General features: G+C 65.5%; 13 protein-coding genes. 10 read left to right on the top strand and 3 right to left on the bottom strand.

Translation table 11 applies throughout. The annotated features are described in order from the left end of the window. The first annotated feature begins 57 nt into the window (after positions 1 to 57). The gene (locus tag N2602_RS18650; RefSeq protein WP_260383519.1) at positions 58 to 1,290 is read left to right on the top strand and encodes an FAD-binding oxidoreductase; all 1,233 of its coding nucleotides are present in this window, start codon (positions 58 to 60) and stop codon (positions 1,288 to 1,290) included. 81 nt (positions 1,291 to 1,371) lie between these two features. Here N2602_RS18650 and N2602_RS18645 read toward each other — a convergent pair whose 3' ends face one another. The 3 genes from N2602_RS18645 to N2602_RS18635 form a co-directional block, all read right to left on the bottom strand. Then, positions 1,372 to 2,706, bottom strand: coding sequence for a dicarboxylate/amino acid:cation symporter (locus N2602_RS18645; protein WP_172788664.1), 1,335 nt, complete (start codon positions 2,704 to 2,706; stop codon positions 1,372 to 1,374). An 84-nt stretch (positions 2,707 to 2,790) separates the two neighbouring features. Then, entirely contained in the window at positions 2,791 to 3,348 is a 558-nt protein-coding gene (locus N2602_RS18640) for a biotin transporter BioY (RefSeq protein WP_172788700.1), read from the bottom strand. Between the two features lie 81 nt (positions 3,349 to 3,429). Then, on the bottom strand, positions 3,430 to 4,617 hold the full coding sequence (locus N2602_RS18635; RefSeq protein WP_260383518.1) for a pyridoxal phosphate-dependent aminotransferase: 1,188 nt from the start codon (positions 4,615 to 4,617) through the stop codon (positions 3,430 to 3,432). 205 nt (positions 4,618 to 4,822) lie between these two features. Between N2602_RS18635 and N2602_RS18630 the strand changes: the two genes are divergently transcribed. The 9 genes from N2602_RS18630 to N2602_RS18590 all read left to right on the top strand — a co-directional run bounded on the left by N2602_RS18630 (position 4,823) and on the right by N2602_RS18590 (position 14,025). Next, on the top strand, positions 4,823 to 6,223 hold the full coding sequence (locus tag N2602_RS18630; protein ID WP_260383517.1) for a M48 family metalloprotease: 1,401 nt from the start codon (positions 4,823 to 4,825) through the stop codon (positions 6,221 to 6,223). A gap of 97 nt (positions 6,224 to 6,320) precedes the next feature. Continuing rightward, positions 6,321 to 7,088, top strand: coding sequence for a DsbA family protein (locus tag N2602_RS18625; RefSeq protein WP_172788661.1), 768 nt, complete (start codon positions 6,321 to 6,323; stop codon positions 7,086 to 7,088). A gap of 208 nt (positions 7,089 to 7,296) precedes the next feature. After that, positions 7,297 to 8,178 carry a DUF1236 domain-containing protein gene (locus tag N2602_RS18620; RefSeq protein ID WP_260383516.1) on the top strand — a complete coding sequence of 294 codons (882 nt, stop codon included), beginning with the start codon at positions 7,297 to 7,299 and terminating at the stop codon, positions 8,176 to 8,178. Between the two features lie 224 nt (positions 8,179 to 8,402). Further along, entirely contained in the window at positions 8,403 to 8,870 is a 468-nt protein-coding gene (aroQ, locus tag N2602_RS18615; protein ID WP_025036005.1) for a type II 3-dehydroquinate dehydratase, read from the top strand. Positions 8,871 to 8,905: 35 nt separating this feature from the next. Further along, on the top strand, positions 8,906 to 9,400 hold the full coding sequence (gene accB, locus N2602_RS18610; RefSeq protein ID WP_172788659.1) for an acetyl-CoA carboxylase biotin carboxyl carrier protein: 495 nt from the start codon (positions 8,906 to 8,908) through the stop codon (positions 9,398 to 9,400). An 84-nt stretch (positions 9,401 to 9,484) separates the two neighbouring features. Next, a complete protein-coding gene (accC, locus tag N2602_RS18605; RefSeq protein ID WP_172788658.1) occupies positions 9,485 to 10,843 on the top strand; it encodes an acetyl-CoA carboxylase biotin carboxylase subunit in 1,359 nt (452 codons plus the stop codon). 106 nt (positions 10,844 to 10,949) lie between these two features. Beyond that, positions 10,950 to 12,476 (top strand): CHASE3 domain-containing protein, encoded by a 1,527-nt coding sequence (locus tag N2602_RS18600; RefSeq protein ID WP_260383515.1) that lies wholly within the window; start codon positions 10,950 to 10,952, stop codon positions 12,474 to 12,476. Beyond that, positions 12,473 to 12,913 carry a response regulator gene (locus N2602_RS18595; RefSeq protein WP_172788656.1) on the top strand — a complete coding sequence of 147 codons (441 nt, stop codon included), beginning with the start codon at positions 12,473 to 12,475 and terminating at the stop codon, positions 12,911 to 12,913. Before N2602_RS18600 ends, N2602_RS18595 begins: the two co-directional genes overlap by 4 nt. Beyond that, on the top strand, positions 12,910 to 14,025 hold the full coding sequence (locus N2602_RS18590) for a sensor histidine kinase (RefSeq protein ID WP_260383514.1): 1,116 nt from the start codon (positions 12,910 to 12,912) through the stop codon (positions 14,023 to 14,025). Before N2602_RS18595 ends, N2602_RS18590 begins: the two co-directional genes overlap by 4 nt. Positions 14,026 to 14,052: the final 27 nt, after the last annotated feature.

Raw genomic sequence — 14,052 nt, 5'->3', positions numbered from 1 at the left:
AGAGTTGAAACCGCCCGGCCAAACCGGGCGGTTTTGATTTTGATGAGGTCAGCAGCAATGCAAAGCGCGATCATTCTCGGCGGCGGCATGGTGGGCGTGGGCGCCGCGCTGCATCTGCAGCAGCGCGGCTGGTCGGTGACGCTGGTCGATCGCCGGGAGCCGGGCCGCGAGACCAGCTACGGCAATGCCGGGATGATCCAGGCCGAAGCGGTGCGCCCCTATCCGATGCCGCGCGACCTCGCCTCGCTCCTGAAGATCGCGACCGGCCGCACCAACGACGTGCGCTACAGCCTCTCCTCGCTTCATCTGCACATCGAGCCCCTGCTCCGCTATTGGTGGCATTCGGCGCCGAATCGGCATCGCGAGGCGATCGAGGCGTGGGCACGGCTGATCGCCTACGCAACTTCCGAGCACGACATCCTGATCCGCGAGGCGCATGCCGACAATCTCATCCGCCGCGCCGGCTACCGAGCGCTGTTTCGCGATCGCGCTTCGTTGGATCTGTCGATCAAGGCCGCCGAGGAAGATCAGCGCGAATTCGGCGTGAACTATCGCGTCCTGTCGGGCAGCGAGCTTGCCAGGGCCGAGCCGATCCTGCGCGACGATCTTCCGGGCGCGATCCACTGGCTCGACACCTGGACCGTGTCCGACCCCGGCGCGCTGGTCACGGCCTATGCCGAGCTGTTCGCGCGCCTCGGCGGCAGGATCGTGCTCGGTGATGCGCAGAGCTTGCGGCAGACCGCGACCGGCTGGTCGGTCGACACCGACGAGGGGCGCATCGACGCGGCCCACGCCGTCGTGACGCTCGGGCCGTGGTCGCCCGATTTGTTGTACAAGTTCGGCTATCGCATCCCGCTGGTGCGCAAGCGCGGCTACCACATGCATTACAGCGGCGGCGCTTCGCTCGACCTGCCCCTCATCGACAAAAGCGGCGGCTACGCCATGGGGCCGATGGCCAAGGGCATCCGCATCACCACCGGCGCGGAATTGACGGGCGCGGACGCATTGGCAACGCCGGTGCAGCTGGCCAGCGCCGAAGCCTCCGCGCGCGAGCTGATCGACCTCGGCAAGCGGGCCGAGCCGGATCCGTGGTTCGGCACGCGGCCTTGCACGCCCGACATGCTGCCGGTGCTCGGCCCCGCCCCGCGCCACCCCGGCCTCTGGATGAATTTCGGCCACGGCCATCAGGGCTTCACGCTGGGACCGGCGACCGGACGCCTGCTCGCGGAGATGATGAGCGGCGAAACTCCGGCGGTCGATCCTACGCCGTATCGGCCGGAGCGGTTCTAGCCTCAAGGAAAAAGGACTGATCGAGGATCTCGACCAGCCCTATTACTTCGAGCTCTGACAGCGCAGCTCGCGCTGCAAGGATCAGTCCGTCGTGATCGCCGTCTCCATGTCGGTCGGATCGATCTCCTTGGCGAGGTTGGCTTTGAGCTTGTCGCGGTCGAGCTCGCCTTCCCACCAGGCGACGATCACGCAGGCGACGCCGTTGCCGCACAGATTGGTCAGCGCGCGGCACTCGCTCATGAACTTGTCGATGCCGAGCACGATTGCCATGCCCGGCACGAGCCGCGGATCGACCACGGCGAGCGTCGCCGCCAGCGTGATGAATCCCGCGCCGGTGATGCCGGAGGCGCCCTTCGAGGTCAGCATCGCCACCACGAGGATGGTGATCTGCTGGCCGAAGGAGAGCTCGACGCCGAGCGCCTGCGCGATGAACAGCGTCGCCAGCGTCATGTAGATGTTGGTGCCGTCGAGGTTGAACGAGTAACCCGTGGGCACGACGAGGCCGACCACCGACTTGGAGCAGCCGAGCCGCTCCAGCTTCTCCATCAAGGACGGCAGCGCGCTTTCCGAGGACGAGGTGCCGAGCACGATCAGCAGTTCGTCCTTGATGTAGCCGAGGAACCTGAAGATCGAGAACCCCGCCATGCGCGCGATGAGGCCGAGCACGACGAACACGAACAGCGCAGCCGTGACGTAGAACGTCGCGATCAAGCCGACCAGATTCAGGATCGCGCCGGTGCCGAACTTGCCGATCGTATAGGCCATCGCACCGAACGCGCCGATCGGCGCCGCGCGCATCACGATCGAGATGACGCCGAACACCGCGTGCGCGGCATCGTCGATGAAGCTGCGGATGGTGTGGCCGCGCTCGCCGAGGCTCATCAAGGCGAAGCCGAACAACACTGCGAACAGCAGCACCTGGAGAATCTCGCCTTGCGCGAAGGCGCCGACCACGGTGTCCGGAATGATGTGCAGCACGAAGTCGACGGACTTCTGGCCGGCCGCCTGCTTGGCGTAGTTGGCAACGGCTGCCTCGTTTGCCGCCGCATTGCCGAAGCCGGAGCCCGGCTTGACGAGATTGCCGACAACGAGACCGATCACCAGCGCGAAGGTCGAGACGACCTCGAAATAGACCAGCGCCTTGACGCCGATACGACCGACCTTCTTGGCGTCCTGGATATGGGCGATGCCGGAGACCACGGTGCAGAAGATGATCGGGGCGATCACCATCTTGATCAGCTTGATGAAGCCGTCGCCGAGCGCCTTGATCCATTCGTTGGTGGCGACGGTCGGCCACAGCCATCCGACGATGGCGCCGAGCACGATGGCGATCAGCACCTGGACGTAGAGGACTTTGTACCACGGCTTGGCAACGGGCGGCGCGACCGGCGCCCCCGCCATCGTTGTCGTCGTCATCAGTTTCACTCCCCTCACAACATTGGGCCAGCCAAGATCAACTTGGCCGGCCCTGTCAATTGGAACTGCTCGTGTTGGCGCGTTTTACCCGCGGCGCTCGACGAGCCGGCGCGCCGCCGGCATCAGGGTCGCGCCGAGCGCATTCTTGACCAGTGAGGCCGCGATGAACGGCACGATGCCGACCTGCCAGGCCTTGGCGGCGCCGAGACCAAGGCCGAATGCCAGCCAGCCGAACCCGGTCGCGAGAATGACGATGTGGCCCGCAGCCATCGCCGCAAACAGCAGCGTCACGCTGCGATCCCAGCCGCGCTCGGCGAGCCAGCCGGTCACGAACGCAGCCAATACGAAGCCGAACAGATAGCCCGCGGTCGGGCCGACGAGCGGTGCGATGCCACCCACGGGACCGGCGAACACCGGCAGCCCGATCGCGCCCTCGGCGAGGTAAGCGATCATGGTTGCGCTGCCAAGGCGCCAGCCATAGGCGGCGCCGATCATCAGCACCACCAGCGTCTGCAGCGTCATCGGCACGTAGGGCAACGGCAGATTCACCTTGGCTGACAGCGCCATCAACGCGGTGCCGAGCGCAATCAGCACGACGGCACGCAGCGTGCCGACGGCTTCGCCCGGTCGGGTCGGCCACATCAATGCGGCGAGAGAAGAATGTGGCGTAGCGGCGGAACGGTCAGGCACGTCGAACTCCGGAAGGCTGTCTAAAACTGGCGGCTATTTAAGCCAGTGAGCGATCCGGTCAACTGCCTCCCGCATCTCATCGAGCGAGCGGGCATAGGAAAAGCGGATGAATGAACGGCCATGGATGGGATCGAAATCGAGGCCGGGCGTTGCCGCCACGCCCGCCTGCTCCAGCATCTGCTTGGCGAACTCGAAACTGTCCGAGGTGAAGTCCGAGACATCGGCATAGAGATAGAAGGCGCCGTCAGCCGGCAGGAATCTCGTCAATCCGGCCTTGGGCAAACCATCGATCAGGACACGCCGGTTTTCCTGATAGCCGTGCTTGATCGCCTCCATCTCGGCCGTGCCGTCGAATGCAGCCTCCGCCGCGATCTGCGACAGCGAGGGCACCGAGATCGAGAGGTTCTGCTGCAGCCGCTCGATCGGCCGCACCAGGATCTCGGGCACCACCATCCAGCCGACGCGCCAGCCCGTCATGCAAAAATACTTCGAGAACGAGTTGATCACGAGCGCATGCTCGGACAGCGCCGCCGCCGTCACGGCTGGAAACGCGTAATCGAGACCGTGATAGATCTCATCCGAGATGAAGCGGATGCCGGCGTCTTCCGCCGCCGCGATCAGGCCGGTGAGCGCGTCGCGGGACATCATCGTGCCCGTGGGATTGGCGGGGCTGCCGACCAGGACGCCCTTCAGCGGCGCCTTGCGATGGGCCGCGAGCAGCGCCTCGCCGGTCAGCGCGTGCCGCGTCTCGTTCGTGGTCTCGATCAGCACAGGCTCGCAGCCGAGTGCGGTCAGGATGTGTCGATACGGCGGATAGCCCGGCACCGTCACGGCGACGCGATCACCGGGCTCGAACATCGACAGGAACGCCAGGATGAAGCCGCCCGACGAGCCCGTCGTCACGACGATCCGATCGGGGCTCACGTCGCTGCCATAGGTGTCGCGATAATGGCGCGCAATGCGCGCGCGCAAGGAGGGGATGCCGAGCGCCGAGGTATAGTCGATCCGTCCAGCCTCGAGCGCCGCATGGGCGGCCGCGATCGCGGTCCTGGGCGCGCCGGCCGCGGGCTGGCCGACCTCCATGTGGATGACATGACCACCGGCGGCCTCGATTCGGGCCGCCGCGGCCATGACGTCCATCACCATGAACGGGGGAACATCGCTGCGGCGGGAGGGCTCGAGCCACTGCCCCAACCGGTTCCTCAATGTCGCATCGTGCATCGATTTCTGCTATTGGCTGGCGAACCGGTCCGTCCGGTCCGAAAACGAGGCGCTTGCGCCCCAGACTGGCCGCATTGTGCGGCTCAATAAGGGCAACGCTCACAAGGGCATATCGCGTATCCGGTCCGCCGCCAATCACCAAAACCAATCACGAAACTGCTTGACCAAGAACACTTGACCGAGCCCGTTTGACCAAGACCGCTTGATGTCGCTCCAGATCGCATTGCGCAAGAAGGCCTCCGCCCTCACCGCCCTCGTCACGGCCACGGCGATCGCGCTGACGCCGTTCTCGGCCGCGCACGCGCAGGCCAAGGGGCCGCCGGTCCTGCGCGACACCGAGACCGAGCAACTGCTGCGCGAATACACGCGCCCGATCCTGCGCGTTGCCGGTCTGGAGAAGCAGAACATCCAGATGGTGATCATCAACGACGGCTCGTTCAACGCCTTCGTCGCGGACGGCCGCCGCATCTTCGTCAATTGGGGCGCCATCCTGCAATCGGAGACGCCGAACCAGATCATCGGCGTGCTCGCGCACGAGACTGGGCATCTGGCGGGCGGCCATCTGTCCAAGCTGCGCGAGCAGCTCGCCGCTGCCCAGACCCAGATGATCATCGCGATGCTGCTCGGCGCCGGCGCGATTGCGGCTGGCAGCACCCAGCGCAGCAGCCCAGGCAACAACGGGCTCGCCAATGCCGGCGCGGCCGCGATCGCCGCTCCGCAGGAGGTGATCCGCCGATCGCTGCTGTCCTATCAGCGCCAGCAGGAGGAGAACGCCGACCGTGCCGGCGTGAAATTCCTGGCGGCGACCCAGCAATCGCCCAAGGGCATGTACGAGACGTTCAAGCGCTTCACCAGCGAGAGCCTGTTCGCCGCGCGCGGTGCCGATCCCTACCTCCAGTCGCATCCGATGCCGGCCGATCGCGTCGCCGCGCTGCAGGAGTTCGCAGGCTCCAGCCCGTACTGGAACAAGAAGGACGATCCCGCGCTCCAGCTCCGGCACGACATGGTCCGTGCCAAGATCTCCGCCTTCATGGAGCGGCCGGAGACGGTGTACCGCCGCTATCCCCAGACCAACGACAGCCTGCCGGCGCGCTATGCGCGCGCCATCAGCACCTACCTCCACGGCGATCTGCGCAGCGCGCTCGCCCAGATCGACGCGCTGATCCAGGTGCAGCCGAACAACCCGTATTTCTACGAGGTGCGCGGCCAGGCGCTCCTGGAAAGCGGCAAGGCGGCCGAAGCGATCGCTCCCTTGCGCAAGGCCGTCGCTCTCTCGAACAACGCCCCCCTCATCGAGATGTTACTTGGGCAGGCTCTGGTCGGAACCGATAATAAGGCCTACACCGACGAGGCCGTTCGGATTCTCCGCGCCGCGGTGGCCCGGGAGCCCGAGGCGGCGCTCGGCTACACCCAGCTCGCGATGGCCTATGGCCGAAAGGGAGATTATGCGGAGGCAGATCTCGCCTCGGCCCAGGCCGCCTATTTGCGCGGCGACAACAAGACCGCCCGCGAGCTTGCGACGCGCGCGAAAACCCGTTTCGCTGTCGGCACGCCCGGATGGGTCAAGGCCGACGACATCGTTGCGGCGAAGCCGCCGCGCAATTGACGCAACTCGAACGACGGCCGACCACGACGTCACGACACCGGGCCCTGAATCCGCCGGGACGTTTCTCGAAACCTGCTTTGGATAAGAGGATTTGACTATGCCTTCGCTGCGCCTGCTCGCTCCTGCATTGTTCGCGCTCGCCATGTTCGGCGCGGCCGTGCCCGCCTCCGCCGACAGTTTTTCCGACAGCCAGCGCACCGACATCGAGAAGATCATCAAGAACTATCTCGTCAGCCATCCCGAGGTGCTCGAGGAGGCCATGGCCGAGCTCAGCAAGCGGCAGGCCGCGGCCGAAACGCAGAAGCACGAAGCCAGCATCGCGCAGAACGCCGAGGCGATCTTCAACTCGCCGCGCCAGGTCGTGCTCGGCAACCGGGACGGCGACGTCACCTTCGTCGAGTTCTTCGACTACAATTGCGGCTATTGCAAACGCGCGATGGACGACATGCTGACCATCATGAAGGGCGATCCGAAGCTGAAGGTCGTGCTGAAGGAGTTTCCGGTGCTGAGCCAGGGCTCGGTCGAAGCGGCGCAGGTCGCGGTCGCCGTGCGCATGCAGGATCCCTCCGGCAAGAAATATCTCGACTTCCACCAGAAGCTGCTCGGCGGTCGCGGCGCCGCCGACAAGGCCCGCGCGATGCAGGCCGCCAAGGAAGCCGGTCTCGACACGGCTCGCATCGAGAAGGACATCGCCAGCCCCGAGGTGCGCGCCACCATCGAGGAGAATTTCAAGCTCGCCGAAGCGATGGGCATGAACGGCACGCCGAGCTATGTGATCGGCAAGCAGATCGTGATCGGCGCCGTCGGCGTCGAAAGCCTGAAGGAAAAGATCGGCATTGCCCGTTGCGGCAAGGCGACTTGCTGATCACACGTTGACGCTAGCGAGAACAGCAAAGGCCGGCGGATCTGCCGGCCTTTTTTGTTGCGCGGAACGTTGGCGCCTTCGTGCCAAGTCATTCATCTGGCATTCAACAAACAAATGCCGTGGAACAGTCGAAGTTCCGGAACAACTCAAATCTCCTTTCGTTGTCGGCGCGGGCAATGACGCGAATGAACACGTGAGGAGAATTTCGATGTTGAACCGCTTTATGATTTCGGTTGCCGCAGTCGCACTCGTCGCGGGCACCGGTCTGGCGAACGCACAAGACAAGGGCCGCGACACTGGCGCTGGCTCGCAGCAGATGCAGCATTCCCAGCCCTCCGGCGGCGGCGCCGAGCGCGGCGGCGCGATGGGTCGCGATTCCATGAGCCACGATAAGGGCACTGTCGGCCAGGCCGGCGGCTCCAGCGCGACCAAGTCCGAAGACAAGTCCGGCGCGATGAAGGACGACCGCTCGGGCGGCGCGATGCACAAGAACGCGGCCGAAGACAAGGCCGGCGCCACCAAGGGCCAGCGCACCGACGAGCGCGCACAGGGTCAGATGGACAAGTCCCAGCAGGACAAGTCCAAGAGCATGAGCCAGGACACCAGCAAGTCCGGCAGCAAGGACCAGAAGGACATGAAGGCTGAGGGCAGCAAGAGCGGCACCTCGACCAACAACGCCGAGACCCAGAAGGGCACCGGCACCAGCACCAACCAGAATGCTCAGGGCCAGACTGGCATCACGAACCAGAACGCGCAGGGTCAGACCGGCACCAGCTCGACCCAGAACGTGCAGGGCCAGAGCTCGACCACGGTTGGCCAGGCCGGCGCCGCTGCCAAGCTTTCGACCGAGCAGCGGACGCAGATCACGTCCGTGATCCGCGAGGAGCGCGTCGCCCCCGTGACGAACGTGAACTTCTCGATCTCGGTCGGCACCCGCATCCCGCGCGAGGGCATTACCCTGCACGCCCTGCCGTCCCGGGTCGTGACCATCTATCCGGAGTGGCGGACCTACAAGTACGTCCTGGTCCGCGATGAGATCGTCATCATCAATCCGGACACCTACGAGATTGTGGCCGTCCTGAACGTCTGACGCAGAACACGGCAATCGGGGGCGGGCAGCGATGCCCGCCCCTTTGCATGCGCCCGGCAGCCATGCTTCGGCCTGGTTAACAAGCAATTTCCGTAGTTTCCGCACAGGTTTTTGCGCACTGGATGAGGTGCTTGAAGCTGCCCTCGAGGCCCTTCAAGGCTTCCCCTCAAGCGCTTTGTTACCTATAACCCCCGCCACGCCGAAACACCTCTTCCGGGATTGGAATGGCCGAACCTGCAACCGACACGATCCTCGTCCTGAACGGGCCGAACCTCAACATGCTGGGGACGCGCGAGCCCGACAAGTACGGCCACGCGACGCTGGCCGACGTCGAGGCGCTGTGCCGGGAGACGGCCGCGACGTTCGGCCTGAAGGCGGACTGCCGGCAGTCCAACCGCGAAGGCGAGCTGATCGACTTCATCCACGAGGCGCATCGGCGCAAGATGAAGGGCATCATCATCAATGCCGGCGGCTATTCCCACACCTCGATCGCACTGCACGATGCGCTGCTCGCCGTGCAGATTCCGACGGTCGAGGTGCATGTGACCAACATCCACGCCCGCGAGAGTTTTCGTCACCATTCCTACACCGCACGCGCGGCTTTCGCCTCGCTCTGCGGTTTCGGCATCGAGGGCTACCGCCTCGCCATCCAGGGCCTTGCCGCCAAGCTCGGCATCAAGCCCAACGCCTGACGCTCCCTTCCATCAGAACATTCGGATCAAACAACATGGCGCGCCAGCCAGACGACAAAGCAGCCGCAAAGTTTTCCAGCGAGGATTCCGCGCTCGTTCGCGAGCTGGCACTTCTGCTCGATGAGACCAGCCTCACCGAGATCGAGATCGAGCGGGCGGGCCTGCGCCTGCGCGTCGCCCGCAACATCAGCGTTGCCGCGACCATGCCGATGCAGGTGACGGCTCCTCCGGCCGCCCTGCCGCTGGCGGCAAGCCCCGCGGCGCCAGCAGCGGCCGCGGCCGATCTGTCGAAGCATCCCGGCGCCGTGACTTCGCCGATGGTCGGCACCGCCTATTGGGCGCCGGAGCCGGGCGCAAAGCCGTTCATCGACGTCGGCACCAAGGTCTCGGTCGGCCAGACGCTGCTGATCATCGAAGCCATGAAGACGATGAACCAGATCCCCTCGCCGCGCGCCGGCACGGTGACGCAGATCCTGGTCGAGGACGGCCAGCCGGTCGAGTACGGCGAGCCGCTGGTGATCATTGAGTGACGCGAATGGGGAAATAGCGATTAGCGAATGGCGTCAGCCTTCCCTACTCGCCATTCGCCACTTCGCCATTCGCTGCAGGACAACATGTTCGACAAGATCCTCATAGCCAATCGCGGCGAGATCGCTCTTCGCATCCTCAGGGCCTGCAAGGAGCTCGGGATCGCGACCGTCGCCGTGCACTCCACCGCGGACGCCGATGCCATGCATGTGCGGCTGTCGGACGAGAGCGTCTGCATCGGGCCGCCGGCGTCCAAGGACAGCTATCTCAACGTGCCCGCCCTGCTCGCGGCCTGCGAGATCACCGGCGCTGATGCCGTGCATCCCGGTTACGGCTTCCTCTCCGAGAACGCGCGCTTTGCGGAAATCCTCGCCGAGCACAATCTGCACTTCATCGGTCCGAAAGCCGAGCACATCCGCCTGATGGGCGACAAGATCGAGGCCAAGAAGACCGCCAAGCGGCTCGGCATCCCCGTGGTGCCCGGCTCGGACGGCGCCGTCGGTCCTGACGACGATGCATTGGCGATCGCCAGGAAGATCGGCTTCCCGGTGCTGGTCAAGGCGGCGGCCGGCGGCGGCGGCCGCGGCATGAAGGTCGCGCACAGCGAGGCGGACCTGCAGGTGGCGCTGTCGACGGCGGCGAACGAGGCCAAATCCGCCTTTGGCGATGCCTCCGTCTATCTGGAAAAATACCTGCAGAAGCCGCGCCACATCGAGATCCAGATCCTCGGCGACGGCCGCGGCGGCGCGATCCATCTCGGCGAGCGCGACTGCTCGCTGCAGCGCCGCCACCAGAAGGTCTGGGAGGAAGGCCCCTCGCCCGTCCTCGCTGCCGCCGCACGGGCCAAGATCGGCGAGACCTGCGCCAAAGCCATGCGCGAGATGAAATATCTCGGCGTCGGCACCATCGAGTTCCTGTTCGAGGACGGCGAGTTCTACTTCATCGAGATGAACACCCGCATCCAGGTGGAGCATCCCGTCACCGAAAGCATCACCGACATCGACCTCGTGCTGGAGCAGATCCGCATCGCCGCCGGCGGCGACCTGCCGGCCAGGCAGGACGAGGTCCAGGTCATCGGCCACGCGATCGAGTGCCGCATCAACGCCGAGAATCCGCAGACCTTCCGCCCCTCGCCGGGCCGGATCCTGCAATATCATCCGCCCGGCGGCCTCGGGGTGCGGATCGATTCCGCCGTCTACCAGGGCTACACCATCCCGCCGTATTACGACTCCCTCGTCGGCAAGCTGATCGTGCACGGCAAGACCCGGGCCGAATGCCTGATGCGTCTGCGGCGGGCGCTGGACGAGATGGTGGTCGAGGGCATCGAGACCACGCTGCCGCTGTTCCGTGCGCTGGTGCGCGAAGCCGACATCATCAATGGCGACTACCACATCCACTGGCTGGAGCAGTACCTGGCCGGCAAGGCGGAACCCGCCCCGCGATAACCTCGTCCCCTTGTGGAACCCTTTGGCCCCGATCGCGTTCTGGAGGGTTGGGGCCAATTCCAAGGGGGCGTTTTGAACTCCATCGCACGCAAACAGGTGAACCGTCGTGACGGCTGAAGGCCAGCGACGGCGGGCATTCTGGCAGGTCCTGCTGTTCGCGGCGGGCATTTTGGTGCTGACCGTGATCAGCGCCGGCTCCGTCTACCTCGTCAACAAGGCGCGCGAGGACAGCAAATGGGTGCTTCACACCATCGAGGTGGAGAACCAGATCAATGCCCTGCTGCTGGAGATCCGGCGCGCCGAGAGCGGCGCCCGAGGCTTTCTGCTGACCCAGGGGGACAACTTCAGGGTCGACCATGAAAAGGCCGTTTCGGCGATCATTCCAGCCCTCGACAAGCTCACGCGCTTCAACGCCGACAATCCGCAGCAACGCGCGAATGTCGAGAAGCTGAGCGCGGCGATCGAAATCCGTCTCGGTCAGTTTGCGCAGGAAATGATCTTTATGCAGCAGGGCCAGCCGGACAGGGCCACCGCGTTGGTTCGCGAGGCCGCGGCGCAGGACACCACAACCAGGATCACCAGCGTCGCGAACGCGATGATCCAGGAGGAGGAGCGCCTGTTCCGCCTCCGCACGACCAACTCCGACCACAGCCAGACCCTGGCCGCCTCGATGACTGGTATCGGCTCCGGCCTCGTGGTGGTGCTGGCGCTGATCTCGATCTGGCTGGTGCGGCGCTCGGCACGCGTGCGCGACGAGGCCGAGGCGCGCCTGCGCGATGCCAACCTCAATCTGGAAGCCGTCGTCGACGAGCGCACGGCGGATCTGCGCGAAGCCAACGACGAGATCCAGCGCTTTGCCTATATCGTCAGCCACGATCTGCGCTCGCCGCTCGTCAACATCATGGGCTTCACGAGCGAGCTCGAAGAGCTCGGCGGCGACATCTTCCGCCGCATCGGCAGCCTCGCGCATGTCCCCGCGGGGGCAGCGCCGCTCGCGCCTGCCGCGCCGGGCGAGATCGCGCTCGAAGGCGCCGACAAGCAGCTCTCGGAGGATTTCTCCGAAGCGCTCGGCTTCATCAAATCGTCGATCGCCAAGATGGACCGGCTGATCTCGGCCATCCTCAACCTCACCCGCGAGGGCCGGCGTGAATTCCAGCCGGTGAAGGTTGACACGCGCGAGCTGATCGAGGCCATCGCAACGACGCTGGCGCACCAGGCGGCCGAGGCGCAGGCCGAGATCCATCTCGAGCCCCTGCCGGACCTCGTGAGCGACCGCCTCGCCCTCGAGCAGATCTTCTCCAACCTGATCGACAACGCGATCAAATATCTCAAGCCCGGCGTGCCCGGCGAGATCAGAATCCGCGGGCGGACCAAGCTCGGCTACGCTATCTTCGAGGTCAGCGACAACGGCCGCGGTATTGATCCGAAGGACCACCAGCGGATATTCGACCTGTTCCGCCGCGCGGGAACCCAGGATAAGCCCGGCCAGGGTATCGGCCTTGCGCATGTGCGTGCACTTGTGCGTCGCCTCGGCGGCACCATGTCGGTATCATCGGAACTTAATGCGGGCAGCACCTTCACGATCACGCTGCCGATCGCCTGGAACGTGAGCAACCGGAACCGAGATCGATGACCCAGCCTGTCACCATCATCATGATCGAGGACGACGAGGGCCATGCCCGCCTGATCGAGCGCAACATCCGCCGCTCGGGCGTCAACAACGAGATCGTCTCCTTCGCCACGGGCACCGAGGCCATGCGGCACCTGTTCGGCGCCGACGGCTCCGGGCTCGTGCAGAAGGGCAACGCGCTCCTGATCCTGCTCGACCTCAACCTGCCCGATATGACCGGGATCGACATCCTGAGGCAGATCAAGGAGAACAAGTATCTGAAGGCCTCGCCCGTGGTGGTGCTGACCACCACCGACGATTCCCAGGAGATCAAGCGCTGCTACGAGCTCGGCTGCAACGTCTACATCACCAAGCCCGTCAACTACGAGAATTTCGCCAACGCCATCCGGCAGCTCGGGCTGTTCTTCTCGGTCATCCAGGTCCCGCCCGCCGCCACATGAACCAGCCCACGCCGACACTGCTCTACATCGACGACGACGAGGCGCTGGCGCGCCTGGTCGATCGCGGCCTGACGCGGCGCGGCTTCCGGGTCGTCCATGCCGCAAGCGGCGAGGAAGGCCTCGAGCGCATCCGCCGCGCCGCCGCCCAGAACAGCACCGAAGGCGGCATCGATGTCGTCGCGCTCGATCAGTACATGCCGGGCCTCGATGGGCTCGAGACGCTCGAGCAGATCATGGCGATCCCGGACGCGCCGCCGGTCGTGTTCGTCACCGCCTCGCAGGATTCCAGCATCGCGGTGACCGCGCTCAAGGCGGGAGCGGCCGACTATCTCGTCAAGGACGTCCAGGGCGACTTCATCCCGCTCCTCCACGTCGCCGCCGAGGGCGCGCTGCGCCAAGCCGAGCTGCAGCGGGCGCGCGAGGAAGCCGAGGCCGAGATCCACGCTTCGCGCGACCGCTACGCGGCGCTCGCCGCCGAACGCGAGCTCCTGCTGCGCGAGGTCAACCACCGCGTCGGCAACTCGCTCCAGATCATCGCCTCGCTGCTACACCTGCAGGCGAGCTCCGCAGCGCAGGACGAGGTCAAGGCGGCGCTGACCAATGCGATGGGCCGCGTCGCCGCGGTGGCGCAGGTGCACCGCCGCCTCTACACCTCGCAGGACCTCAAGAGCGTGGTCCTCAATCAGTATCTGGACTCGCTGCTCGAGGATCTCAGGCGGTCCGCCGAAGGCAACCGGATGTCGCGCCTGACGCTGAAGGCCGAGCCGATCGAGATCGATCCGGACCGTGCGGTCGCCGTCGGCATCATCGTCAACGAGCTGGTGATGAACGCGGTGAAATACGCCTATCCGGATGGCGCCGGCCCGATCCATGTCGAGCTGATCTCGCAAGGCGACGATCTCCTGCTCTCGATCTCCGACGACGGCGTCGGCGACAATGTCAAGGCCGATCCGCGCTCCACCGGCATGGGCCAGCGCATCGTCGCAGCCATGGCCACCAAGCTCGACGCGACGGTGGAGCGTGATCCCACGCATTCCGGAACCCGGGTCGTGCTGAAGTTCGGCCGCGTGCCCCCAAGCGTCGGCAAGACCAGCACCGCTGCGGCGAGCTGAGCGGTCCGGCCGCCACCCATCGCAACT

This window comes from Bradyrhizobium sp. NC92 (assembly GCF_025200865.1).
In the GTDB taxonomy this organism is placed as follows: domain Bacteria; phylum Pseudomonadota; class Alphaproteobacteria; order Rhizobiales; family Xanthobacteraceae; genus Bradyrhizobium.
Note: the sequence above shows the minus strand (reverse complement) of the source record. Positions and strands in the feature narration are given on the sequence as shown.

Bases quoted from the DNA above. Each gene is read 5' to 3' on its own strand.
- N2602_RS18650 (WP_260383519.1), top strand. From the start codon at position 58: ATGCAAAGCGCGATCATTCTCGGCGGCGGCATGGTGGGCGTGGGCGCC.
- N2602_RS18645 (WP_172788664.1), bottom strand. From the start codon at position 2,706: ATGACGACGACAACGATGGCGGGGGCGCCGGTCGCGCCGCCCGTTGCC.
- N2602_RS18640 (WP_172788700.1), bottom strand. From the start codon at position 3,348: ATGTGGCCGACCCGACCGGGCGAAGCCGTCGGCACGCTGCGTGCCGTC.
- N2602_RS18635 (WP_260383518.1), bottom strand. From the start codon at position 4,617: ATGCACGATGCGACATTGAGGAACCGGTTGGGGCAGTGGCTCGAGCCC.
- N2602_RS18630 (WP_260383517.1), top strand. From the start codon at position 4,823: ATGTCGCTCCAGATCGCATTGCGCAAGAAGGCCTCCGCCCTCACCGCC.
- N2602_RS18625 (WP_172788661.1), top strand. From the start codon at position 6,321: ATGCCTTCGCTGCGCCTGCTCGCTCCTGCATTGTTCGCGCTCGCCATG.
- N2602_RS18620 (WP_260383516.1), top strand. From the start codon at position 7,297: ATGTTGAACCGCTTTATGATTTCGGTTGCCGCAGTCGCACTCGTCGCG.
- aroQ (WP_025036005.1), top strand. From the start codon at position 8,403: ATGGCCGAACCTGCAACCGACACGATCCTCGTCCTGAACGGGCCGAAC.
- accB (WP_172788659.1), top strand. From the start codon at position 8,906: ATGGCGCGCCAGCCAGACGACAAAGCAGCCGCAAAGTTTTCCAGCGAG.
- accC (WP_172788658.1), top strand. From the start codon at position 9,485: ATGTTCGACAAGATCCTCATAGCCAATCGCGGCGAGATCGCTCTTCGC.
- N2602_RS18595 (WP_172788656.1), top strand. From the start codon at position 12,473: ATGACCCAGCCTGTCACCATCATCATGATCGAGGACGACGAGGGCCAT.
- N2602_RS18590 (WP_260383514.1), top strand. From the start codon at position 12,910: ATGAACCAGCCCACGCCGACACTGCTCTACATCGACGACGACGAGGCG.